We start from the raw sequence: 24,382 nt of genomic DNA, 5'->3' as shown, positions 1-24,382 counted from the left end.
AGGCCTTTAGAATTTTCTGAAGGTCTTCTTTTTATGAATATTTGGATTTACTTTTAATAACTTTTGAGTTATAATTAAATTAGAAAGAGGTTGCTTGGTGCATACGACTTACTTCTATAAGGACAAAAATGGAAATGAGCCAGTCTTGGATTATATGAGAGAATTGGATTGTCAGAAAAGTAAGGATAGCCGCATCAAACTCAATAAACTAAATGACTATATCGAGTTGCTTAGTCAGCATGGGACTAGAGCAGGTGAGCCCTATATTAAACATTTGGAAGATGAGATATGGGAACTAAGACCTCTTAGGGGTAGGATACTATTTGTGGCTTGGGTTGATGGGAGTTTTGTTCTTTTACATCATTTTGTCAAAAAGACTCAAAAGACTCCTAGAAGAGAAATTGAAAAAGCCAAGCGTGAACTGAAGGACTTAAAAGAAAGAGGGGCAAGTAATGAAGAATAGTGTCATTGGAAGTAATTGGAAGGATGTTCGGTCAGAACTCTTTACCAAAGAGGAAATCCTTGAAAGTGATATTCGAGTGGCTATCATGAGTGAGTTGATTGAGGCTAGACATGAGCAAGGAATTAGTCAGAAAAAGCTAGAAGAACTTAGTGGAGTGAGTCAGCCTGTGATTGCTAGGATGGAGACAGGCAAGACCAGTCCTCAGTTGGATACGGTCTTAAAAGTTTTAGCCAGTTTAGGAAAGACACTAGCAGTCGTTCCACTTGAACAGGGGAAAAGTTGATAGGGATGAAATTACTTGGTTGGCTAAAATCATCCACTGGATAATTTTACCTCCCGTCCGCACTTTTCAGGGAAATATCAGAATTATAAAAGAAAAATCAACTTATAGTCTTTTCTAATAACAAGCCATAGTCACTTATAAGAATCATCAATAGCTCGTTTGAGCATTCTAACTAAAATATAGCTATAAAACAAACTATACAAAGGATTTGAGACGCTGGTCTCAAGTCTTTTTCTTTTGTTCAAAATGATGGTATAGTTTCAAACTATATCAAAGCCTAATTATTTACAATTATACAGACAGTTTCTTTTCTGTTAAGATAGTTTCAACAACAAATTTTGGAGGACACATCATGTCAACTACGATCATCGGTTTCCCTCGTTTGGGCGAATTCCGCGAATTAAAATTTACAACTGAAAAATACTTTAGAAAAGAAATCTCAGAAGAAGAACTCCTTGCAGCCGCAAAAGAATTGCGCGCAAAACACTGGAACATTGTCAAAGAAAAAGGCATCACTGAAATCCCATCAAATGACTTTTCTCACTATGACAACTTCCTAGATGCTGCTTTCCTCTTCAACGTGGTGCCAGCATCTGTTCAAAACTTGGACTTGTCTGACCTTGAGCGCTACTTTGCTTTGGGACGTGGTTACCAAGGAGAAAAAGGGGACGTTCGTGCCCTTCCGATGAAGAAGTGGTTTAACACCAACTACCACTACATCGTTCCTAAATTTGAAAAAGACACTCAAGTTAAATTGGCTGGTCACAAAATCTTTGATGAGTTCCAAGAAGCAAAAGAACTTGGATTGAACACTCGTCCTGTTCTCGTCGGTCCATTCACTTTCCTTCAATTATCAGATTTTGAAGAAGGCGTGAAAGCAGAAGACTTCGTAGACAGCTTAGTGGCTGCTTACCAAGAAGTTTTTGCAAAATTGGCTGAACTTGGTGCGACTCGCATCCAACTCGACGAAGCGGCTCTTGTCAAAGACTTGACAGCTGAAGAAAAAGCTCTCTTCTTGAACCTCTACAACAAACTTTTGGCTGACAAGAAAGGTCTTGAAGTCTTGCTTCAAACTTACTTCGGTGACGTTCGTGACGTTTACTCTGATCTTGTGAATTTGCCAGTAGATGCCATCGGTTTGGACTTCGTTGAAGGTAAGAAAACTCTTGAACTTGTGAAAGGTGGCTTCCCAGCTGACAAGACTCTCTATGCAGGTATCGTCAATGGTAAAAACATCTGGCGCAACAATTACGAAAAGAGCTTGGCTGTTCTTGAGCAAATCCCAGCTGAAAACATCGTTTTGACAAGCTCATGCTCCCTTCTTCATGTGCCATTTACAACTGCTAATGAAGAATTTGAACCAGCAATCTTGAACCACTTTGCATTTGCAGTAGAAAAATTAGAAGAACTTCGTGACTTGGATGCTATCCGCAATGGTCAAGGTGCAGAAGCTCTTGCAGCTAACAAAGAACTCTTTGCGACTGAGCGTGTGGGTGAAAATGCAGAACTTCGTGCGCGTATCGCTAGTTTGACAGACGCTGACTACACTCGTTTGCCAGCCTTTGCAGAACGTGAAGCGATCCAAGAAGAAACTTTCAAACTTCCAGCACTTCCAACAACAACAATTGGTTCATTCCCTCAAACTAAGGAAGTCCGTGCCAAACGTTTGGCCTTCCGTAAGGGTGAATTGTCTCAAGAAGAGTACGACGCCTTCCTTGCTGAAACCATCGACGAATGGATCAAATGGCAAGAAGAAGTTGGATTTGACGTGCTTGTACACGGTGAATTCGAGCGTAACGACATGGTTGAGTACTTCGGTCAAAACTTGTCAGGTTACCTCTTCTCTAAGAATGGTTGGGTACAATCATACGGTATGCGTGGGGTGAAACCACCAATCATCTGGGGTGATGTGACTCGTCTCAACCCAATCACTGTCAAATGGTCTAGCTACGCACAAAGCCGTACTGACAAACCTGTTAAAGGTATGTTGACTGGACCTGTTACCATCCTCAACTGGTCATTCCCACGTGAAGACATCTCTATCAAGGATTCTACTCTTCAAATCGCACTTGCAATCAAGGATGAAGTTCTTGACCTTGAAGCTGCAGGCGTGAAGATTATCCAAATCGACGAGGCTGCTCTTCGTGAGAAATTGCCACTTCGTCGTAGCGACTGGTACGAAGATTACCTTGACTGGGCTATTCCAGCCTTCCGCTTGGTACACTCTACAGTAGCGCCAGACACACAAATCCACACTCACATGTGTTACTCAGAATTTACAGATATCATCCCAGCTATCGACAACATGGATGCGGACGTTATTTCCTTTGAAGCAAGCCGTTCAAACCTTGAAATCTTGGACGAACTCAAAGCGAAAAACTTCCAAACAGAAGTGGGACCTGGGGTTTACGATATCCACTCACCTCGTGTGCCAAATGAAGGCGAAATTGACCACACAATCGATGCTATTCTTGCTAAAGTTCCAAGCAAAAAAGTTTGGATCAACCCTGACTGTGGTTTGAAAACACGTGGTATTCCAGAAACAAAAGAAAGCTTGATCCGCCTTGTCGAAGCAGCCAAAGCTGCGCGTGAGAAATTGTAAGATAAGATTTCTCTCTTGACACTGACTGTTCAAGGAACTGCTTGGCCCTAGCTGCTCAGCAATCATGAAATCAAAAAGAAAAGGATAATGACTATGTCACGCCAAACGCCGTCACTTTCATTTGAAGTGTTCCCTCCAAACCCAGCTGTGGGTAATGATAAAATTATTTCAGCCTTGCAGGATATGCGGGAGCTGACACCGCACTTTATCAGTGTGACCGCCAGCAATAATAAATTTAATATCAAGGAAACGACGGTTCGTTTGGCTGACTTTATCCAGAATGATTTGGCGATTCCAACCATTGCCCACTTACCAGCTATCTATCTGACCAAGGAAAAGGTTGCTGAAACCATTGCAGACTTGGACAAGGTTGGGGTACAGAAAATCTTAGCCTTGCGTGGAGATATCATCCCTGATGTGGAGCCGCAAAAGGATTTCCGCTACGCAACAGATTTGATCGAGTTCATCAAGGAACAAGCTCCTCACTTTGATATTGTTGGCGCTTGCTACCCAGAGGGCCATCCTGACTCGCCAAACCAAATCTCGGATATTCAAAATCTCAAGAAGAAAGTGGATGCAGGCTGTTCAAGCCTTGTAACGCAGCTTTTCTTTGACAATGAGCGTTTCTATGATTTCCAAGACAAGTGTACCTTGGCAGGGATTGATGTTCCTATTCATGCAGGTATCATGCCCATTCTTAACCGAAATCAAGCGCTTCGTCTCTTGAAAACGTGTGAGAATATCCATCTTCCACGAAAATTTAAGGCTATCTTGGACAAGTATGAGCATGACCCTGAGTCGCTCAGAGCAGCAGGACTTGCCTATGCCGTGGATCAGATCGTGGACTTGGTTACACAAGATGTTGCAGGAGTGCATCTCTACACTATGAATAATGCTGAAACAGCAAAATACATCCACCAAGCAACCCATGCCTTGTTCAACCATCAGTCTCTAGGGTAATCAATTCTTTAACCACTGAGACGACAGCTTGTCATTCACTTGATTTTAAATGAAAAATGACAGTTGCGAAAGCCAAAGAATTTGCCAAATAAAATAAACAACAAACCATTCCTCTTTTCATGGGGGAATGGTTCCTTTTTAATAGAAAAGCCCGCACTTTTTAAGAAAAATATGATAGAATAGACTCTGTACGTACTTGATACAAAGATGAGGGTATTGAATAATACAATGCATTCAAACTGCAAGGTTTAGCGACACGAGTGAGTCAAATCGATATTATTTGACGAGGGAGTTAGTAAAGCATTTAGCTAATCGTATGATAGCGATTAGCGTGAAAGGCTTAGATGCTTTAGCATCAATCCTTTCTAATGATTTGTATCTTGAGTAATTGAACCCGGCCGAAAAGCTGTGTAAAAAAGATAAACTGTCTTGTCTTCATCGAAGACTTCGTCAGTTTCCTATTTTTACTTTGCTTTTGACGTCCTTGGTATCTTGATCTTTGTAGGCAAGGCGTATAATTTCATCAATCCAAAGGGGATTAAAATGACAAAACAAGTGTTTCAAACGACTTTTGCGGGTCGTGAGTTAATCGTAGAGACTGGTCAGGTTGCTAAGCAAGCAAATGGCGCAGTTGTCGTGCGTTACGGTGAGTCAACTGTCTTGACTGCGGCCGTTATGTCTAAGAAGATGGCAACTGGGGATTTCTTCCCACTCCAAGTCAACTACGAAGAAAAGATGTATGCAGCTGGGAAGTTTCCTGGTGGCTTTATGAAACGTGAAGGACGTCCTTCAACAGATGCGACCTTGACAGCGCGTTTGATTGACCGTCCAATCCGTCCAATGTTTGCGGAAGGTTTCCGTAACGAAGTGCAAGTGATCAATACGGTCCTTTCTTACGATGAAAATGCCTCTGCACCTATGGCTGCTATGTTTGGTTCATCCTTGGCACTTTCTATTTCAGATATTCCATTTGACGGACCAATTGCTGGGGTACAGGTGGGCTATGTCGATGGTCAAATCATCATCAACCCTACTCAAGAACAAGCAGAGCAATCGCTTCTTGAATTGACAGTAGCTGGGACCAAGCATGCTATCAACATGGTTGAGTCTGGTGCCAAAGAATTATCAGAAGAAATCATGTTGGAAGCCCTTCTCAAAGGGCACGAAGCAGTCAAAGAATTGATTGCTTTCCAAGAAGAAATCGTTGCTGCTGTTGGTAAGGAAAAAGCAGAAGTGGAATTGCTTCATGTGGATGCTGACTTGCAAGCTGAAATCATCGCAGCCTATAACAGTGACCTCCAAAAAGCAGTTCAAGTAGAAGAAAAATTGGCCCGTGAAGCTGCAACTCAAGCAGTCAAAGATCAAGTGACGGCCGTTTACGAAGAAAAATATGCGGACCACGAAGAATTTGATCGTATTATGCGTGATGTGGCTGAAATCTTGGAACAAATGGAACACGCTGAAGTGCGCCGTTTGATCACAGAAGACAAGGTTCGTCCGGACGGTCGTAAGGTCGATGAAATCCGTCCTTTGGATGCGGTCGTTGACTTCCTTCCTCGTGTACATGGTTCTGGTCTCTTCACTCGTGGACAAACTCAAGCCCTTTCAGTCTTGACCTTGGCTCCGATGGGGGAAACTCAAATCATCGATGGTTTGGATCCAGAGTACAAGAAACGCTTTATGCACCACTATAACTTCCCTCAATACTCTGTAGGGGAAACAGGTCGTTACGGTGCGCCTGGTCGTCGTGAAATCGGTCACGGTGCTCTTGGTGAGCGTGCCCTTGCTCAAGTCTTGCCAAGTTTGGAAGAATTCCCATACGCTATCCGTCTGGTAGCAGAAGTCTTGGAATCAAATGGTTCTTCGTCTCAGGCTTCTATCTGTGCAGGAACTCTTGCCCTTATGGCTGGTGGTGTACCAATCAAAGCGCCAGTAGCGGGTATTGCCATGGGTCTCATCTCAGATGGAAATAACTACACAGTATTGACCGATATCCAAGGTTTGGAAGACCACTTTGGAGATATGGACTTTAAGGTTGCAGGTACTCGTGACGGGATTACAGCCCTTCAGATGGATATCAAGATCCAAGGAATCACTGCAGAAATCTTGAGAGAAGCCCTTGCTCAAGCCAAGAAAGCGCGTTTTGAAATCCTTGATGTGATTGAAGCAACCATCCCAGAAGTTCGTCCAGAATTGGCTCCAACTGCACCGAAAATTGATACCATCAAGATTGATGTGGACAAGATTAAGATTATCATCGGTAAGGGTGGAGAAACCATTGACAAGATCATCGCTGAAACAGGCGTCAAGATTGATATCGACGAAGAAGGTAACGTGTCCATCTACTCTAGTGACCAAGATGCCATTAACCGAACCAAAGAAATCATCGCTGGCTTGGTTCGTGAAGCCAAAGTGGATGAAGTCTACCATGCTAAGGTTGTTCGTATCGAGAAATTTGGTGCCTTTGTCAACCTCTTTGATAAGACAGATGCACTTGTGCATATTTCTGAAATGGCTTGGACTCGTACCAATCGTGTAGAAGACTTGGTAGCTATCGGTGATGAAGTAGATGTTAAGGTTATCAAGATTGATGAAAAAGGCCGTATCGATGCCTCTATGAAAGCTCTTCTTCCTCGTCCGCCAAAACCTGAGCATGATGAAAAAGGTGAAAAGTCTGAGCGACCTCACCGTCCACGTCATCACAAGGACCACAAACCTAAGAAAGAATTTACAGAAACACCAAAAGATTCAGAATAAGAAAAGGAGAAATGTATGGGATGGTGGCGCGAAACCATTGATATTGTAAAAGAAAATGATCCAGCGGCACGCAACAGTTTGGAAGTTTTGCTGACTTATCCAGGTGTCAAGGCCTTAGCTGCCCACCGTCTCTCGCATTTTCTATGGAAGCACGGCTTCAAACTCCTAGCTCGGATGCACAGTCAGTTTTGGCGCTTTTGGACTCAAATCGAGATTCATCCGGGTGCTCAGATAGAATCAGGTGTTTTTATTGACCATGGTTCAGGTCTGGTGATTGGAGAGACGGCGATTGTTGAAAAAGGCGTTCTTCTCTATCACGGAGTGACTCTTGGTGGAACAGGGAAGGATGTTGGCAAACGCCATCCGACTGTGCGTAAAGGAGCTCTCATATCGGCTCATGCCCAAGTTATCGGACCGGTAGAAATCGGTGAAAATGCCAAAGTCGGTGCTGCTGCAGTAGTCGTGGCAGACGTACCTAGTGATGTGACAGTTGTCGGTATTCCAGCTAAGATTGTTCGCGTTCATGGACAGAAGGATGAACCAACGATCCACGAAGTCGAAGAAAAACGAGAGTACTACGTCAATAAACTAGAGCAGGCTAGAGAAGCCAGTCACCATTCATCAAGTCTGTAGGATAGGGTAGCAAAGTTATCGAGGTGAAGTATGACAGGAGGTAAGAACTATGTCAGATTTATCAGATGCAATTTTGAACCAGGCAGTTCTTGAGTTGCAAGAACGCTTGGATGGTCTTGCTAAGGAGCGCTTTATTAAACTGCCACCTAGCCACCAGCGTGAATGGGCTCATTATATCAGTGAAGCCAAAAAAGATGAGACCAAACTGCGCCGTCTAAATAAAATGAAGGCGGATTTGCTGGAGCCTTAAAGAAAGAGAAGTTATGCTATTAGAGGAATTTGAAGATGTAGCAGCAGTTATTGAGCCAACTGAAAAGCCAGTCCATGACAAGAGAGAGGTATGCGAAACCATCATTCTGTCCTTTAATGGCGAAATTCTGAAACGTTTGATTGAGTCAGAAGATGTCTATCCGGGAGGCTATTTGAAAAGCATAAACGGCCATCATCCATGGTATATTTATGGCCAAGGACCTAGCAAGCTAGCAGTTATGTTGGCTCCAATTGGGGCTCCCATGATAGTCGGCCAGCTGGAGGAGTTGGCGGCCAGAGGCTTCAAAAATTTCATCATTTTAGGTTCCTGTGGCGTTTTGGACCGCTCAATTGAGGCGGATAAAATTATCCTGCCTGCAGCTGCATTGCGAGATGAAGGAACTAGCTATCACTATGCCCCACCGGGTGACGAAGTCGCCTATGACGAGTCTCTGCTGATTGAGCTGGAAGCCATCTTTGACAAGCACAATATCGAGCATATCCGCACCAAGGCTTGGACGACTGATGCCTTTTATCGGGAAACGCCTGATAAGGTCAAGCGTCGCTTGGCTGCTGGAGCTCAAGTGGTGGACATGGAAGCTTCGGCTATCATGGCTTGGAGTCAATTCCGCAAGAGTAAAGTCTATCAGTTCTTCTACACAGCTGACTATGTGGACCATCATAACCGAACCTGGGATGCCCGCCATGAAGAGCGGACAGCTGATGCCATGACTTTTTTCACTATCGCTTTGATAATAGCCAAGGAACTAGAAAGGTAACTACAAGAATGGCAGTATATTTTTACGGCTGTATCACCATGGATGGCTACTTGGCAGACAGCCAGCACAGGATAGACTGGCTGCATCAGCTTGGTTCTGTAGAGGATACAGGCTATGATGACTTTTACAGGCAAATGGATATCACCATCATGGGCAAGCGGACCTTTGAGGAAATCCAAGATTTGCAAGATGTAGAAAGTTTTTATAAAGCTACGGAAAACTATGTCTTTACGCATGATAGGCACCTGCCTGTCAGCAATTACCAGCCAGTAGCTGGGGATGTGGTGGACTTTGTTCACCAGATTGACAAAGGCAAAAATGTCTTTGTGATTGGTGGTAATTCCTTGGTAGGACCGCTCTTGGATGCGGATCTTTTCGACCACCTCATTATTCAGATAGCACCCCTTATCCTAGGAAAGGGGGTTCCCCTCTTTACCCAAGAGGAAGGGCAGCGCTTTTACCAACTGGATAGCCTCAGACAATTTGGCCCTTTTGCAGAGCTGGTTTTCAGCCGAAAAAGTCAGAAATAGAGAAGGGAGTGGACCGCATGATTAAAATTTACGACACCATGTCTCGTGATTTGCGAGAATTTGTCCCAATCGAAGAAGGAAAGGTTCGCATGTATGTCTGTGGGCCAACGGTATACAACTATATCCACGTAGGGAATGCCCGTTCGACGGTGGCTTTTGATACCATTCGTCGTTATTTCGAATACCGTGGCTACGAAGTTGCCTATATTTCCAACTTTACAGATGTAGACGATAAGATTATCAACCGTGCCAAGGAAGAAGGTATCACGCCTCTGGAGGTTGCGGACAAGTACATCGCTGCCTTTCGTGAGGATGTGACAGCTTTGGGCGTGAAACCTGCGACTCGCCATCCGCGTGTGGTGGAGTTTATGGCGGACATCATTCGTTTTGTGGAAGACTTGATTGAAAAAGGTTATGCATACGAGAGTCAAGGAGATGTTTACTTCCGCGTGGAAAAATCTCACAACTATGCTAAATTGGCCAATAAAACCTTGGAAGATTTGGAGCTGGGTGCTTCAGGTCGTACCGATGAGGAAACGGCTCGCAAGGAAAATCCTGTAGACTTTGCTCTTTGGAAAGGTGCAAAACCAGGCGAGATTTCTTGGGACAGTCCTTGGGGACCTGGTCGTCCAGGCTGGCATATTGAGTGTTCGGTCATGTCGACAGAGATTTTGGGCGATACCATTGATATCCACGGTGGTGGAGCTGATTTGGAGTTTCCTCACCATACCAACGAAATTGCCCAGTCAGAAGCCAAAACTGGCAAGACTTTTGCTAACTACTGGATGCATAATGGCTTTGTCAATATCGACAATGTCAAGATGTCCAAGTCTTTGGGTAACTTTATTACCGTTCATGATGCCCTCAAGACCATTGATGGTCAAGTGCTTCGTTTCTTCTTTGCGACTCAACATTACCGCAAGCCGATCAACTTTACAGAAAAAGCAGTGCGTGATGCCGAGACCAATCTCAAGTATCTAAAGAACACCTATGAACAACCATTTACTGGGACTGTAGATGCTCAAGAGTTACAGGCTTTTAAAAATAAGTTTGTTGCCGCTATGGATGAGGATTTCAACTCCGCAAATGGTATCACAGTTGTCTTTGAAATGGCCAAATGGATCAACTCCGGCAACTATGATGCAAGTGCTAAGGAAGCTCTTGCGGCTATATTGGAAGTCTTTGGGATTGTCTTTGTTGAGGAAGTTTTGGATGCAGACATTGAAGCCTTAATCCAAAAACGTCAAGAAGCGCGTGCTAATCGTGACTTTGCGACAGCAGACCAAATCCGTGATCAATTAGCGGCTCAAGGAATTAAGCTCCTTGACACCAAGGATGGAGTGAGGTGGACTCGTGATTGATGTCAATCTCATTAACGGGATTGCGCTTGCCTTCGAAGGAGATGCGGTTTATTCCATGTATATCCGTCGCCATCTCATCCTTAAAGGCATGACCAAACCCAACAAACTCCACCAAGAGGCGACTAAGTATGTGTCAGCCAAGGCTCAGGCTCGCTTGATTTCCCTCATGTTGGAAGAGCAAGTCCTGACGGAAAAAGAAGAAGAAATCTACAAACGTGGCCGCAATACCAATAGTCACACAAAGGCTAAAAATGCAGATGTGGTGACTTACCGCATGTCTACAGGTTTTGAAGCAGTGATGGGCTATCTCCATCTGACTGAAAATGTGGAGCGTCTAGAGACTATAATTTCTTGGTGCATCCAAAAAGTGGAGGGCTAGGACATGATTGCAAAGGAATTACAAGACTGGTTTCCTGAAGCTCAGATTTCAGATCAGCCAGTAGAGAAACCAGGCTATCTCACTCTCCCTTTAGCTTCTCAGCAGTGGATTTTACTGGAGGAAGCTGGGCTCAGCGAGCGTGAAAAGCAGCTGGTTGCCCTTTTGACCCAGCAAGAGCAGGCTCGTTCGCTCAATCCTTGGTATCCCTATCTGATTGAGGGGAAGGGGCAGGCACCGCAAACATTTAAAAAGATACAACTGGTTTATTGCCATCTTTCCTATTTCCAACAGGAAAATCTATCCTCTTGGCTAGACATGATGCGGACCCTCTTTCCCAACTGCCAGACAGTATTGCAGGTCGGGGCTCAGGATTATGTATTTGTGCTTCAACAAGATAAGTACACCTCTGTTCGCTCGATCTTATCTGATACGATTGAGGCAGTTGAGTATGACTTTGGTCTTCGTCTGTCGATCATGTTGGGGCAGGTTTGGTCTCAGACAGGTCCTCAGGCCCTATCAGACTTAATCAAAGCGGAGCGAGATTTGTTTAAGACTTGGTGGCGTCAGGGTCACCAAGGTGTACACACCTTTTCACAACTCTATCTATGGAGTATGGGAGAAAGACTAGTGGACCTGAAGGTAACCAAGGAATGCCTGCACCAGATGATCTTGGATCAAGACCAGATTCAGGAAATTATCCTTTCTCTCTGGGAAAACAGTGCTGTTCTGACTAAAACAGCCCAGCAACTCTATCTGCACCGCAACTCTCTCCAATACAAGATTGATAGATGGGAAGAATTGACAGGACTTCAGTTGAAGGAGTTGACGGATCTCACTCTTTGTTATCAGTTGATTTTACCAGATATTCTTTAAAGTTTTGTGCAAGTTGCACAGAACTTTTTTATTTTTTTGGTCACCTTGCCATAGAAAAATAAAGCGTTTTCATCTATAATAAAACTATCAAAAGACAAAAGGAGTTCACCTCGATGGTAGAATTAAATCTTAAAAACATTTACAAAAAATATCCAAACAGCGAACACTACTCAGTTGAAGACTTCAACTTGGACATCAAAGACAAGGAATTTATCGTTTTCGTAGGTCCTTCAGGATGTGGTAAATCAACAACTCTTCGTATGATTGCTGGTCTTGAAGACATCACAGAAGGTACTGCATCTATCGATGGCGTGGTTGTCAACGACGTAGCTCCAAAAGACCGTGACATCGCCATGGTATTCCAAAACTACGCTCTTTACCCACACATGACTGTATATGACAACATGGCTTTCGGTTTGAAATTGCGTAAATACAGCAAAGAAGACATCGACAAACGTGTGCAAGAAGCAGCAGCAATCCTTGGTTTGAAAGAATTCTTGGATCGTAAACCAGCTGACCTTTCAGGTGGTCAACGTCAACGTGTTGCCATGGGTCGTGCGATCGTCCGTGATGCAAAAGTGTTCTTGATGGACGAACCTTTGTCAAACTTGGATGCCAAACTTCGTGTATCCATGCGTGCTGAAATCGCGAAAATCCACCGTCGTATCGGAGCTACAACTATCTACGTAACTCACGACCAAACAGAAGCGATGACTCTTGCAGACCGTATTGTTATCATGTCAGCTACTAAGAACCCTGCTGGTACAGGTACTATCGGACGTGTTGAACAAATCGGTACCCCTCAAGAAGTTTACAAAAACCCAGTTAACAAATTTGTAGCAGGATTTATCGGAAGCCCAGCTATGAACTTCATCAATGTAAAATTGGTTGGTAGCGAAATTGTTTCTGACGGTTTCCGCTTGAAAGTGCCAGAAGGTGCTTTGAAAGTTCTTCGTGACAAAGGCTACGAAGGAAAAGAATTGATCTTCGGTATTCGTCCAGAAGATGTGAATGCAGAACCTGCTTTCCTTGAAACATTCCCAGAATCAGTTGTCAAAGCTACTATCTCTGTATCAGAATTGCTTGGTTCAGAATCTCATCTTTACTGTCAAGTTGGTAAAGACGAATTTGTTGCAAAAGTGGATGCTCGTGACTACTTGCAAACAGGTGCAACAGTTGAACTTGGATTTGACTTGAACAAAGCACACTTCTTCGATGTAGAAACTGAAAAAACAGTCTACTAAGAAAATGAAATGTCAAAACACTACTATAGAAATCTGGTAGTGTTTTTTTAATGATTGGTATTGGCATAAAAACAGGCTTTTCTAGTTTTCATATCCTTAAAAAAGTGATAAAATGGTAGGAAGAATTGGAGAGTATAGATGCCGAAAGAAGTGAATTTGACGGGCGATCAGGTAGTCGCTTTAACGAAAGAATATTTAACAAAGGAAGACGTTGCTTTTGTACAAAAAGCATTGATTTACGCAGTTGATTGTCATAGTGGGCAGTTTCGGAAATCAGGAGAGCCCTATATTATCCATCCCATTCAGGTAGCAGGAATTTTGGCTAAGCTCAAGCTGGATGCCGTAACCGTTGCCTGTGGTTTTTTGCATGACGTGGTTGAGGATACAGATGCGACACTGGATGATCTGGAGAGAGAGTTCGGTCATGATGTTCGGATTATCGTTGATGGGGTGACCAAGCTTGGTAAGGTTGAGTACAAATCACTCGAGGAACAATTGGCTGAAAATCATCGCAAGATGCTTATGGCCATGTCAGAGGATATCCGTGTTATCTTGGTTAAATTATCGGACCGTTTGCACAATATGCGGACTCTCAAACACCTGCGAAAGGACAAGCAAGAACGGATCTCCAGAGAAACCATGGAAATTTACGCACCACTTGCTCATCGTCTAGGGATTTCCAGTGTCAAGTGGGAGTTGGAAGATCTATCTTTCCGTTACCTCAATCCAACTGAGTTTTACAAGATCACCCACATGATGAAGGAAAAACGCAGAGAACGTGAGGCTCTGGTCGATGAAGTCGTAACCAAGTTGGAGGACTATGCTACCGAACGCAATCTCAAAGGGAAAATCTATGGTCGTCCTAAGCATATCTATTCGATTTACCGCAAGATGCAGGATAAGAAGAAACGCTTTGAGGAAATTTATGACCTGATTGCCATTCGCTGTATCTTGGATACCCAAAGTGATGTCTATGCCATGCTGGGGTATGTGCATGAACTTTGGAAACCTATGCCAGGCCGCTTCAAAGACTATATCGCCAATCGTAAGGCCAACGGTTACCAGTCTATCCATACGACTGTTTATGGGCCAAAAGGGCCGATTGAATTCCAGATTCGGACCAAGGAAATGCACGAAGTGGCTGAGTACGGGGTTGCGGCTCACTGGGCTTATAAGAAAGGTATTAAAGGGCAGGTCAACAGCAAGGAATCTGCTATTGGGATGAACTGGATCAAGGAGATGATGGAGCTCCAAGACCAGGCTGATGATGCCAAGGAATTTGTGGACTCTGTTAAAGAAAACTATCTGGCGGAGGAGATTTACGTCTTTACTCCTGATGGTGCGGTTCGCTCCCTACCAAAAGATTCAGGACCGATTGACTTTGCCTATGAGATCCACACCAAAGTCGGTGAAAAAGCGACTGGTGCCAAGGTCAATGGCCGTATGGTTCCGCTGACAACCAAGCTCAAGACAGGGGATCAGGTTGAAATTATCACCAACCCCAACTCCTTTGGTCCGAGTCGTGACTGGCTTAACATGGTCAAGACCAGCAAGGCGCGCAACAAGATTCGTCAGTTCTTTAAAAACCAAGACAAGGAATTGTCTGTTAACAAGGGCCGTGAAATGCTGATAGCTCAGTTCCAAGAAAACGGCTATGTAGCCAATAAATTCATGGACAAGCGTCACATGGACGAGGTCCTTCAAAAGACCAGCTACAAGACAGAGGAGGCCCTCTATGCAGCTATTGGTTTTGGAGAAATTGGTGCTATTACCGTCTTTAATCGTTTGACCGAAAAGGAACGTCGTGAGGAAGAACGCGCCAAGGCCAAGGCGGAAGCAGAAGAGCTTGTCAAAGGTGGCGAAGTTAAGGTTGAGAATAAAGAAACCCTCAAGGTCAAACATGAGGGGGGTGTGGTGATTGAAGGAGCCTCAGGTCTCTTAGTGCGGATTGCTAAGTGTTGCAATCCAGTTCCGGGTGACGACATTGTCGGCTACATTACCAAGGGCCGTGGTGTGGCCATTCACCGCGTGGACTGTATGAACCTTCGCGCCCAAGAAAACTACGAGCAACGTCTCCTTGATGTGGAATGGGAAGACCAGTACTCAAGCAAGGAATATATTGCTCACATCGATATCTACGGCCTCAACCGGACAGGTCTCTTAAATGATGTTCTGCAAGTTCTTTCCAACACAACTAAGAATATCTCAACCGTTAACGCCCAACCAACCAAGGATATGAAATTTGCCAATATCCATGTGTCTTTTGGAATTTCAAACCTTTCTACGCTAACAACGGTCGTTGACAAAATCAAGAGTGTGCCAGAGGTTTACTCAGTCAAACGAACCAACGGCTAATTGAATAGAAAGGCGCTTATGAAAATCATCATTCAACGGGTTAAAAAAGCCCAAGTGAGTATCGAAAGTCAGGTTCAGGGAAAAATCAATCAGGGACTCTTATTGTTGGTCGGTGTAGGCCCAGAGGACCAAGAGGAAGATCTGGATTATGCTGTGAGAAAACTGGTCAACATGCGGATTTTTTCAGATGCAGAAGGCAAGATGAACCTATCTGTCAAGGATATTGGGGGAGAAATCCTTTCGATTTCTCAGTTTACCCTCTTTGCGGATACCAAGAAAGGCAATCGTCCAGCCTTTACAGGTGCAGCCAAGCCTGATAGGGCATCAGATTTCTATGATGCTCTCAATCAAAAGCTAGCTCAGGAAGTACCTGTTCAGACAGGTATCTTTGGAGCGGATATGCAGGTTGAGCTGGTCAATGACGGACCAGTCACCATTATCCTTGATACAAAAAATAGATAAGAAAACCAAGCCCAGCTGGCTTGGTTTTTGTTTATAGACACTCCCAGAAGGCGATGTGTTTGTTGTAAAAGTCGGGATAGTTTTCTCTTAGGTGGCTAGCCGTCATATAATATAAAGTAGAATGACAGGAAGTAAAGACTGGAGTAAGAGAGTAGAAATATTGAGGGCCAGTGATGGATAAAAAGACAAATAATAGAAAATCGCTGATGAGCACTCCTAAATAGTAGAAGCGAATTTTTTTGTTCATCTGAGGATAAATCTCAGAGAAATGTTTTTTGAGTCGATTGACCAAGCGAAATAGCAGTAATCCTTGAGCAAGGATGAAAATGAAGAAAAAAATCAGGCCTCTCTCCAAAGAAAGTTCGTATCGGGGTCTGAAAGTTACCAACAGTAGCAAATCGCTGACTACAATGGCTGCAAAATGGATTCTAAAGAGCTTTTTCATAGGAAGACCTCCCTCTTTTATCTAGCTTCATTCTACATCAAACGAATGGAACTTACAACTAAAATAATAAAAAATCCCTGAAAGGAACTTCTTTCAGGAATAAGAGCTTAGTTGATTTTTTCGACATAGAGTTGTTTGGCGATATCCATACTAACTTGGAGGTCTTCACCTTTGTTGACCAGTGTAAAGGTATTGGAAAAATTATCAAACTGCTTGACTTTGACTTGGTCACCGATATGAATCTCATGCTTTTCTAGATATTTGAGTAGTTCAAAACTATCATGAACGCGAGTCAGGAGATAGGTTCCAGCTTCTTGGACGTCTGCCAGTGGTAAGTTGTTGATTTCAACCAGGAGCTCTCCCTTAGCTGGGATGGTTCCTCCGTGAGGGCAGGTTTTAGGGAAGCCCAGTAGTTTATCCAGTCTCTCTACGAAGAGGTCAGACACTGTGTGTTCTAGGACCTCAGCTTCTTCGTGGATTTGATCGCTAGTATAGTCTAGATGGTGAACTAGAAAGACTTCAATCAAACGGTGTTTACGATAGAGCTCAGAGACCAGTTTGAGGCCAATATCTGTCAATAGATAGCCGTTCTCCTTATCCTTGAGGATGAGATTTTCACTTTTCATGCGTTTGATCATCTCTGTTACAGCAGGCGGAGAGACCTGCATACGGGCAGCAATCTCTTTGTTGGTGATTTTTTGCATGTCCGTACCGATTTCATAAATACATTTTAAATAATCTTCTTTATTTGGAGTCATTCGTTTCCTCTTGTTCATTCTCTCCATCTAGTATACCAAAAAAAGCTAGATTTCTCTAGCTTTCTGTCATAATGCTTGTGATTTTAGTCCAGTTCTTTCACTGCAGCAATGGCAGCTTCAAAGTCTGGTTCCGTGTTGATGTTGTCAACGTATTCTACGTAACGGATGACATTGTCAGTATCGAGAACAAAGACGGCACGTGCAAGGAGATGCCATTCGTTGATCAAGAGGGCATAATCGCGTCCGAAAGAATGGTCAAAGTAGTCTGAGAGCATGATGGCATTGTCAAGGCCTTCAGCCCCACACCAGCGTCCTTGGGCAAATGGTAAGTCCATAGAAACAGTAAGAACGACGGTGTTGTCAAGGTTGGCAAGTTCTTGGTTGAATCGACGTGTTTGCGTTGAGCAGACACCAGTATCGATAGAAGGGACAACACTCAAGACTTTTTTCTTTCCATCAAAGTCAGCTAGCGTTTTTTTAGAGAGATCGGTTGTCGTAAGAGAAAAGTCAAGTGCCTTGTCTCCGACTTGCAGTTGTTTACCTGTAAAAGTTACAGGATTTCCGAGAAAAGTGGTCATGAAACTACTCCATTCTTTTTTCTTTCATTTTACCGAGAATTGTCAGATTTTTCCAATGATTTGACCGGAAATTAAGTGATAAAAAAACGCCCATTCATGTGAGAATGACGTTTTTTAATGGATTATTTTGACAAACCTTCAGCAATCTTGTCAAGGTTGTATTTCATCATGTTGTAGTAGCTGTCACCTTCTTTACCTTCTTCAGCGATTGAGTCAGTAAAGATTTGTGCGTAAATTGGGATATTTGTGTCTTGTGAAACAGTCTTCATTGGACGGTCATCGACACTTGATTCAACAAAGAGTGATGGAACTTTTGTTTGGCGAAGTTTTTCAACCAAGGTCTTGATTTGTTCAGGTGTTCCTTCTTCTTCTGTGTTGATTTCCCAGATGTAGGCACTTGGAACTTCGTAAGCTTTAGAGAAGTATTTGAAGCATCCTTCGCTGGTTACAATGAGTTTTTTCTCAGCAGGGATATTGTTAAATTTCTCTTTAGCTTCCTTGTCCAGTTTGTCTAGCTTTTCAGTATAGTCTTTGAGATTTTTTTCGTAGAATTCCTTGTTGCTAGGGTCTTTTGCAATCAACTGTTTAGCGATATTTTTAGCATAAATTATCCCATTTTCAAGGTTGAGCCAAGCGTGTGGGTCTTCTTTGCCTTTCTCGTTTTGACCTTCAAGGTAGATGATATCTACGCCGTCACTAACTGCATAGTAGTCTTTGTTTTCAGTTTTCTTGGCATTTTCGACCAATTTGGTAAACCAAGCATTGCCACCTGTTTCAAGGTTGATACCGTTATAGAAAATGAGGTCAGCCTCAGAAGTTTTCTTTACGTCTTCAGGAAGTGGTTCGTACTCGTGTGGGTCTTGACCAACAGGAACGATACTATGAAGATCAATCTTGTCACCAGCGATATTTTTAGTAATATCAGCAATGATAGAGTTAGTCGCTACAACCTTTAGTTTTTGGTTTGTAGATGCTGTATCTTTTTTCCCACTAGCACAGGCAGCTAATCCAATGATAGAAAGAAAAAGAACGAGCAATGTACCTAATTTTTTCATTAGATTCCTCCAGAAGGGTTTCCCCTTATTTATTGATTTTTTTATTTTTTAGTTTCAAGTATCGTTGCTTTGGAGAGATAAAGAAACTGATTAAGAAGAAGCTGGCAGATGTGAGCACGATGCTGGATCCTGCTGCGAGGTTGAAGCTATAGCCGATAAAGAGTCCCAAAACAGAAGCGGTTGCCCCTAGGGTTGATGAAAGAAAAATCATGCTCTTTAGGCTATTAGCATAAAGGTAAGCCGTCGCAGCTGGGGTGATCAACATGGCCACGATAAGAATCGTTCCAACACTTTGCATGGCAGTGACTGACACAAGGGTCAAGAGTACCATGAGGAGGTAGTGATAGAAATTAACAGGCATTCCCATGGCTTTAGCCAAAAGCTCGTCAAAGGATGTAATCAATAGTTGTTTAAAGAAAATCCCGATAATCAAGAGAATCAATGCCCCCACACCAATGGTGATCCACATGTCCGTATCTTGGACAGCGAGGATATTCCCAAAAAGGATATGGAAGAGGTCTGTCGAACTCTTGGCAACACTAATCAAGATGACACCTAAGGCTAAGAAAGATGAAAAGGTAATACCAATGGCAGTGTCACTCTTGATGATAGAGTTCCCCTTGATGTAGGTAATGATGATGGAAGCCATCAAGCCAAAGATGATCGCTCCAATAAAGAAATCAATTCCCAGGATAAAGGAAAGGGCTACGCCGGGCAAAACTGCGTGAGAGATGGCATCCCCCATGAGAGACATTCCACGTAAGATGATAAAACATCCCACGGCTCCAGCAACCACCCCGATGACTATAGCTGTTATCAGGGCATTTTGTAGGAAATGGAAATGTTGCAATCCATCGATAAATTCTACTATCATAGGTCACCTCCATTAAAGAAGAGCTTACTACCATAAGCTTTTTTGAGATTGACTTCGGTAAAGGTTTCTTCAGTTGAACCAATAGCAACCAATTCTCGATTGAGAAGCATAACTTGGTCGAAATAATGAGGGACTTTGCTGAGGTCATGATGGACGATGAGAACTGTTTTACCAGCTTTTTTAAGGTCTCTCAGTGTATTCATGATAATCTCTTCACTGATCGAGTCAATCCCGACAAAAGGCTCATCTAAAAAGATGTAGTCAGCTTCCTGCACTAAGCAGCGGGCAATCAAAACACGTTGGAATTGTCCTCCAGAGAGCTGACTGATTTGGCGATCAGCATAGTCTGAGAGTCCAACGATTTCAAGTGCATCCGCCACTTTTTTCCAGTGGCTGGCCTTTAAAGTGTGGAAGAGCGGGATAGATGGATAGAGTCCCAGTGAGACACATTCCTTGACCTTGATAGGGAAATTGTAGTCGATATGGATTTTTTGCTCGACATAGGCAACTCGATGTAAAGATTTCTTGACTTCTTTGTCATCGAGAAAGGCCTGACCTTCGTGTGGGATAATTCCCAACATACTTTTTAATAAAGTTGATTTTCCAGCACCGTTTGGACCAATAATTCCGGTAATAGTTGGTCCGTGGAGCACTAGTGAAATATCCTTTAGTGCCAACGTTTCTTTGTAGGAGACACTGAGGTTTTCGATACGTATCATACAGTTGTTTTCCTCCTGTCTTTTAATATACATTAAAAAAAAAATTAAGTCAAGTTAATTTTTAAAAAATTTAAAATAATAACTGAAAAATGAAGAAAAAAGAGAGACCATTTTTAATTGCATTCCCAAGTGTTTTTTGCTAAGCTAAGAATAAGTGAAAAAATGAAAGCGAGAACAAGATGACACGTTATCAAGACGATTTTTATGATGCAATCAATGGAGAATGGGAAAAAACAGCTGTTATTCCAGCTGATAAATCTCGAACAGGTGGCTTTATTGACCTTGATGAGGAAATTGAAGAGTTAATGCTGGCAACTACGGACAAGTGGTTGGAAGGCGAAGATGTTCCAGAGGACGCTATCCTCGCAAATTTTGTTAAGTACCATCGTATGGTACGTGATTTTGATAAGAGGGATGCAGATGGAATCAAGCCTGTCCTTCCTCTGCTCAAGGAATACCAAGATTTGGAGAGCTTTGCAGATTTTACCAGCAAACTGGCAGAGTTTGAACTAGCAGGTAAACCAAACTTCCTTCCATTTGGAGTATCACCAGACTTTATGGATGCCAGAACCAATGTTCTCTGGGCAAGTGCACCAGGAACTATCTTGCCAGATACAACCTACTATGCTGAAGACCATCCTCAACGTGAGGAGCTCTTGACGCTTTGGAAGGAAAGTAGCGCAAATCTTCTCAAAGCCTATGATTTTTCAGATGAGGAAATCGAAGACTTACTAGAGAAGAGATTGGAATTGGACCGTCGTATCGCAGCAGTGGTTCTTTCAAACGAAGAAAGTTCAGAATATGCCAAACTCTACCATCCATACGCTTATGAAGATTTCAAGAAATTTGCCCCTGCCCTACCTTTGGATGATTTCTTCCAAGCAGTTCTTGGACAAACTCCAGATAAGGTTATCGTAGATGAGGAACGTTTCTGGCAAGCAGCAGACCAATTTTATAGTGAAGAAGCGTGGCCTTTGCTTAAGGCAACCTTGATTTTGGCTGTGGTCAATCTTTCAACCAGCTATCTCACAGACGAGATTCGTGTCCTATCAGGTGCCTATGGACGTGCCCTTTCAGGTGTTCCAGAAGCTCAGGACAAGGTCAAGGCAGCCTATCACTTGGCCCAAGGTCCCTTTAAGCAAGCCCTTGGTCTCTGGTATGCGCATGAAAAATTCTCCCCAGAAGCTAAGGCAGACGTAGAGAAAAAAGTGGCGACTATGATTGATGTTTATAAGGAACGTTTGGCTAAGAATGACTGGCTCACTCCTGAAACGCGTGATAAGGCTATTGTCAAACTCAATGTCATCAAGCCTTATATCGGTTATCCAGAGGAATTGCCAGAACGCTACAAGGACAAAGTAGTGGATGAAACTGCCAGTCTCTTTGAGAATGCCCTAGCTTTTGCGCGTGTGGAAATCAAGCACAGCTGGAGCAAGTGGAACCAACCGGTTGACTACAAGGAATGGGGCATGCCTGCTCATATGGTTAATGCCTACTACAATCCTCAGAAGAACTTGATTGTCTTCCCAGCTGCCATTTTGCAGGCTCCATTCTATGACTTGCATCAGTCGTCTTCTGCCAACTACGGTGGTATTGGGGCTGTTATTGCCCACGAGATTTCTCACGCCTTTGATACAAATGGAGCTTCCTTTGATGAAAATGGTAGCCTCAAGGATTGGTGGACAGAAAGCGACTATGCTGCCTTTAAAGAAAAAACGCAGAAAGTTATCGACCAGTTTGATGGGAAAGAATCTTACGGCGCAAGGATTAACGGGAAACTAACCGTATCCGAAAACGTTGCCGACTTGGGCGGAATTGCTGCAGCCCTTGAAGCAGCCAAGAGAGAACCAGACTTCTCAGCTGAAGAATTCTTCCACAACTTTGCTCGTATCTGGCGTATGAAAGGCCGTCCGGAGTTGATGAAACTCATGGCCAGTGTCGACGTGCACGCGCCTGCCAAACTCCGTGTCAATGTTCAAGTACCAAACTTCGATGACTTCTTTATAACCTATGATGTCAAAGAAGGCGACGGCATGTGGCGTTCACCAGAGGACCGTGTGATTATTTGGTAAAGTAAGTCTCTAACCAAGTATCATCTTGGAATTAATGGTTCATTTTTGAAGTTTATCAATCTGAAAATGCAATGCTATCGAGGTTAACATGAAGAAATTTTTAATGACGCTTTCAGCTATTCTTTCGATTTCAGTTTTAGCATCTTGTAGTCTCAATAAAAATAGGAACAATACAGAACCTTCATCTGCACTATCATCGGTCTCCAAAGACGATAAGACTAGTGTATCAACAGAAGCTAAGGCTGAAAATACTAGTGACTCGTCAACCAAGGAATCGCAATCGACTGCTGAAAATAAGAAAGAAACCAGACAAGATTTATATAAAGAAGTGATTGAACGCTATAAACACTTTACAGACCTTTTAAAACAAGGTAATAGAGAAGATTTATACAAGGAAAGTAAACAAGATAAGATTACTTCAGAAGAATATGGCCTAGTTTTCTCTCGAATGGATTATCATAATGCACCCGATTGGAAATACGCAATAGTTGATTTGAATAAGGATGGTCAAGACGAGTTGCTTATTGGCGATGAAAAATTTGTTTCAGCCATTTATTATTTGGAAAATCACAAACCTAGTTTACTTCATACAGCATATGTACCTTCTGCAGGTGGTTTTCGCTCAGGCTTTGTTATTTACGAAAATGGTCTAGTCTCTTATGCAGACTGGCAGTCAACCCGTCCAGAAATGAACTTGGCTTTATATTCGTTTGATAAAAATGGAGTCCAGAAGATTAAAGAAGCAACTATTCAAATCGGTGGCAATGAAAAAGCAGAGCAAGTTTTAGATATCTCTTCTGAAAAGCTTGATTTGTCTAACATTAGTTGGAAAGAATTGAATCCGGCTAATTAGTTTTGAATTATTTTTCTAGTCAATATTGATTCTTCTGAGAAAATATTAACATAAAAATAGAAGCTACAAAAAAACCGAGGAAATTATCCTTGGTTTTTTGTTTGCTAGAAAAAGGGATTAAAGGTCTTTTCGTGAGCGATGGTCGTAGCCGGGCCGTGCCCAGGATAGACATCGTAGTTAGGAAGAGTGAAGAGTTGAGTCTGGACACTATGGAGAAGTTGTTCCATGCTACCTGTAGGAAGGTCTGTCCGTCCGATGGTTTCGCGGAATAGAACATCTCCGGTTAAGACTAGATGGGCATCAGGAAAAACCAGAGAAACACCTCCGATAGAATGGCCAGGTGTTGGCAATACCGTAAAACGAAACTCTTCGATCTGGTATTCCTCATGAAAGACATAGGTGTGTTCAGCTGGTTTGCAGACGACATCAGCCATATCATCATGACGAGGTAGGCCAGAGAGATTGTCAACAGGAGTATAGAGCCAGCTGGCTTCACTTTCTGCTACATAAACGGGGGGCTTTCCAAAAGTATCTCTAACCAAGTCCAGACTCATAATATGGTCGTAGTGGGTGTGGGTCAGGAGAATCGCACAGACTGGTTTGTTGATTTTTTCGATAGTCTTGCGGATAGCTTCCCAATGGCTACCTGGGTCAACCAAAATCAGGTGTTGGTCTCCTTCTAGATAATAAGTGTTTTCATAGGCAACGGGATTCACGGTTTTATGGATTTTCATACTGGCTCCAATCTCAAAGAATGTACTAAACTAAGTATAGCATAGAAGAGGGAAATAAAGTGAAAAGAAAGTCCCTCTTTTGTATTCAAGGTTGGTTGATTTATATTAAAAAAGAAGGAAATTGCTGTGAGAAGACTTGTTATATTTTTAGTTGAATGGTAATAAGAACATAGAACAAATAAGAAATAACTCACCAAAATACACTGATTTCGATACAGGGAACACTCATATTTATAGCAATAATTATAATTAAACAGTGTATAAAAATAACATACGATAAATGTATCAAAATATAAATATATATTTGATACATTAAATAGTATTTTATTGAGTTTGTTTTCAACAAAAGCAAAAGGTTTACATA

General features: G+C 42.8%; 24 protein-coding genes. 17 read left to right on the top strand and 7 right to left on the bottom strand.

Annotated features, from left to right (window positions below; all coding sequences use genetic code 11):
• Positions 1 to 97: 97 nt before the first annotated feature.
• From E7Y33_RS01235 to dtd, 15 genes are all read left to right on the top strand, one after another.
• On the top strand, positions 98 to 463 hold the full coding sequence (locus E7Y33_RS01235) for a type II toxin-antitoxin system RelE/ParE family toxin (RefSeq protein ID WP_139689420.1): 366 nt from the start codon (positions 98 to 100) through the stop codon (positions 461 to 463).
• Positions 453 to 746, top strand: coding sequence for a helix-turn-helix domain-containing protein (locus E7Y33_RS01230; RefSeq protein ID WP_139689419.1), 294 nt, complete (start codon positions 453 to 455; stop codon positions 744 to 746). The genes E7Y33_RS01235 and E7Y33_RS01230 overlap by 11 nt, the downstream gene beginning before the upstream one ends.
• A gap of 352 nt (positions 747 to 1,098) precedes the next feature.
• Positions 1,099 to 3,348: a 5-methyltetrahydropteroyltriglutamate--homocysteine S-methyltransferase gene (gene metE, locus E7Y33_RS01225; RefSeq protein WP_139689418.1), complete on the top strand. Its 2,250-nt coding sequence runs from the start codon at positions 1,099 to 1,101 to the stop codon at positions 3,346 to 3,348.
• A 93-nt stretch (positions 3,349 to 3,441) separates the two neighbouring features.
• Entirely contained in the window at positions 3,442 to 4,308 is an 867-nt protein-coding gene (metF, locus tag E7Y33_RS01220) for a methylenetetrahydrofolate reductase [NAD(P)H] (RefSeq protein ID WP_025168823.1), read from the top strand.
• 543 nt (positions 4,309 to 4,851) lie between these two features.
• Positions 4,852 to 7,065, top strand: coding sequence for a polyribonucleotide nucleotidyltransferase (gene pnp / locus E7Y33_RS01215; protein WP_139689417.1), 2,214 nt, complete (start codon positions 4,852 to 4,854; stop codon positions 7,063 to 7,065).
• 15 nt (positions 7,066 to 7,080) lie between these two features.
• Complete coding sequence (gene cysE / locus E7Y33_RS01210) at positions 7,081 to 7,698, top strand: serine O-acetyltransferase (RefSeq protein ID WP_070567985.1); 618 nt, start codon at positions 7,081 to 7,083, stop codon at positions 7,696 to 7,698.
• Between the two features lie 49 nt (positions 7,699 to 7,747).
• A complete protein-coding gene (locus E7Y33_RS01205) occupies positions 7,748 to 7,948 on the top strand; it encodes a YdeI/OmpD-associated family protein (protein WP_002882686.1) in 201 nt (66 codons plus the stop codon).
• 13 nt (positions 7,949 to 7,961) lie between these two features.
• Complete coding sequence (locus tag E7Y33_RS01200) at positions 7,962 to 8,726, top strand: nucleoside phosphorylase (RefSeq protein WP_139689416.1); 765 nt, start codon at positions 7,962 to 7,964, stop codon at positions 8,724 to 8,726.
• Positions 8,727 to 8,734: 8 nt separating this feature from the next.
• Positions 8,735 to 9,256, top strand: coding sequence for a dihydrofolate reductase family protein (locus tag E7Y33_RS01195; protein ID WP_045634343.1), 522 nt, complete (start codon positions 8,735 to 8,737; stop codon positions 9,254 to 9,256).
• A gap of 17 nt (positions 9,257 to 9,273) precedes the next feature.
• On the top strand, positions 9,274 to 10,617 hold the full coding sequence (cysS, locus tag E7Y33_RS01190) for a cysteine--tRNA ligase (protein ID WP_139689415.1): 1,344 nt from the start codon (positions 9,274 to 9,276) through the stop codon (positions 10,615 to 10,617).
• Positions 10,610 to 10,996 carry a Mini-ribonuclease 3 gene (locus E7Y33_RS01185; protein ID WP_000567925.1) on the top strand — a complete coding sequence of 129 codons (387 nt, stop codon included), beginning with the start codon at positions 10,610 to 10,612 and terminating at the stop codon, positions 10,994 to 10,996. Before cysS ends, E7Y33_RS01185 begins: the two co-directional genes overlap by 8 nt.
• 3 nt (positions 10,997 to 10,999) lie before the next feature.
• Positions 11,000 to 11,869 carry a helix-turn-helix domain-containing protein gene (locus E7Y33_RS01180; RefSeq protein ID WP_044021198.1) on the top strand — a complete coding sequence of 290 codons (870 nt, stop codon included), beginning with the start codon at positions 11,000 to 11,002 and terminating at the stop codon, positions 11,867 to 11,869.
• A gap of 113 nt (positions 11,870 to 11,982) precedes the next feature.
• Positions 11,983 to 13,113, top strand: coding sequence for an ABC transporter ATP-binding protein (locus tag E7Y33_RS01175; RefSeq protein WP_000229944.1), 1,131 nt, complete (start codon positions 11,983 to 11,985; stop codon positions 13,111 to 13,113).
• 138 nt (positions 13,114 to 13,251) lie between these two features.
• Positions 13,252 to 15,468 (top strand): RelA/SpoT family protein, encoded by a 2,217-nt coding sequence (locus E7Y33_RS01170; RefSeq protein ID WP_139689414.1) that lies wholly within the window; start codon positions 13,252 to 13,254, stop codon positions 15,466 to 15,468.
• A gap of 18 nt (positions 15,469 to 15,486) precedes the next feature.
• Positions 15,487 to 15,930 carry a D-aminoacyl-tRNA deacylase gene (gene dtd / locus E7Y33_RS01165; protein ID WP_139689413.1) on the top strand — a complete coding sequence of 148 codons (444 nt, stop codon included), beginning with the start codon at positions 15,487 to 15,489 and terminating at the stop codon, positions 15,928 to 15,930.
• 31 nt (positions 15,931 to 15,961) lie between these two features.
• Here the strand turns inward: dtd and E7Y33_RS01160 are convergent, their stop codons facing one another.
• From E7Y33_RS01160 to E7Y33_RS01135, 6 genes are all read right to left on the bottom strand, one after another.
• Complete coding sequence (locus E7Y33_RS01160; protein ID WP_139689412.1) at positions 15,962 to 16,375, bottom strand: hypothetical protein; 414 nt, start codon at positions 16,373 to 16,375, stop codon at positions 15,962 to 15,964.
• Positions 16,376 to 16,482: 107 nt separating this feature from the next.
• Positions 16,483 to 17,133 carry a metal-dependent transcriptional regulator gene (locus tag E7Y33_RS01155; protein ID WP_139689411.1) on the bottom strand — a complete coding sequence of 217 codons (651 nt, stop codon included), beginning with the start codon at positions 17,131 to 17,133 and terminating at the stop codon, positions 16,483 to 16,485.
• A gap of 83 nt (positions 17,134 to 17,216) precedes the next feature.
• Positions 17,217 to 17,711, bottom strand: a complete 495-nt coding sequence (gene tpx, locus E7Y33_RS01150) for a thiol peroxidase (protein ID WP_000206541.1) — start codon at positions 17,709 to 17,711, stop codon at positions 17,217 to 17,219.
• Between the two features lie 122 nt (positions 17,712 to 17,833).
• Positions 17,834 to 18,766 carry a metal ABC transporter substrate-binding protein gene (locus E7Y33_RS01145; RefSeq protein WP_000733063.1) on the bottom strand — a complete coding sequence of 311 codons (933 nt, stop codon included), beginning with the start codon at positions 18,764 to 18,766 and terminating at the stop codon, positions 17,834 to 17,836.
• A gap of 25 nt (positions 18,767 to 18,791) precedes the next feature.
• The gene (locus tag E7Y33_RS01140; protein ID WP_000634601.1) at positions 18,792 to 19,640 is read right to left on the bottom strand and encodes a metal ABC transporter permease; all 849 of its coding nucleotides are present in this window, start codon (positions 19,638 to 19,640) and stop codon (positions 18,792 to 18,794) included.
• Positions 19,637 to 20,359 carry a metal ABC transporter ATP-binding protein gene (locus tag E7Y33_RS01135; protein ID WP_000619158.1) on the bottom strand — a complete coding sequence of 241 codons (723 nt, stop codon included), beginning with the start codon at positions 20,357 to 20,359 and terminating at the stop codon, positions 19,637 to 19,639. Before E7Y33_RS01135 ends, E7Y33_RS01140 begins: the two co-directional genes overlap by 4 nt.
• A 179-nt stretch (positions 20,360 to 20,538) precedes the next feature.
• Here E7Y33_RS01135 and E7Y33_RS01130 point away from each other — a divergent pair, with 179 nt between their 5' ends.
• Positions 20,539 to 22,431, top strand: coding sequence for a M13 family metallopeptidase (locus tag E7Y33_RS01130; RefSeq protein WP_139689410.1), 1,893 nt, complete (start codon positions 20,539 to 20,541; stop codon positions 22,429 to 22,431).
• Between the two features lie 88 nt (positions 22,432 to 22,519).
• On the top strand, positions 22,520 to 23,284 hold the full coding sequence (locus E7Y33_RS01125) for a hypothetical protein (RefSeq protein WP_139689409.1): 765 nt from the start codon (positions 22,520 to 22,522) through the stop codon (positions 23,282 to 23,284).
• A 104-nt stretch (positions 23,285 to 23,388) separates the two neighbouring features.
• Here the strand turns inward: E7Y33_RS01125 and E7Y33_RS01120 are convergent, their stop codons facing one another.
• Positions 23,389 to 24,018, bottom strand: coding sequence for an MBL fold metallo-hydrolase (locus E7Y33_RS01120; RefSeq protein ID WP_139689408.1), 630 nt, complete (start codon positions 24,016 to 24,018; stop codon positions 23,389 to 23,391).
• Positions 24,019 to 24,382 lie beyond the last annotated feature (364 nt).

The organism is Streptococcus oralis (genome assembly GCF_006175905.1).
GTDB classification, from domain to species: domain Bacteria; phylum Bacillota; class Bacilli; order Lactobacillales; family Streptococcaceae; genus Streptococcus; species Streptococcus oralis_BG.
The sequence above is the reverse complement of the archived record's forward strand: the minus strand, read 5'-3'. Positions and strand labels throughout refer to the sequence as shown.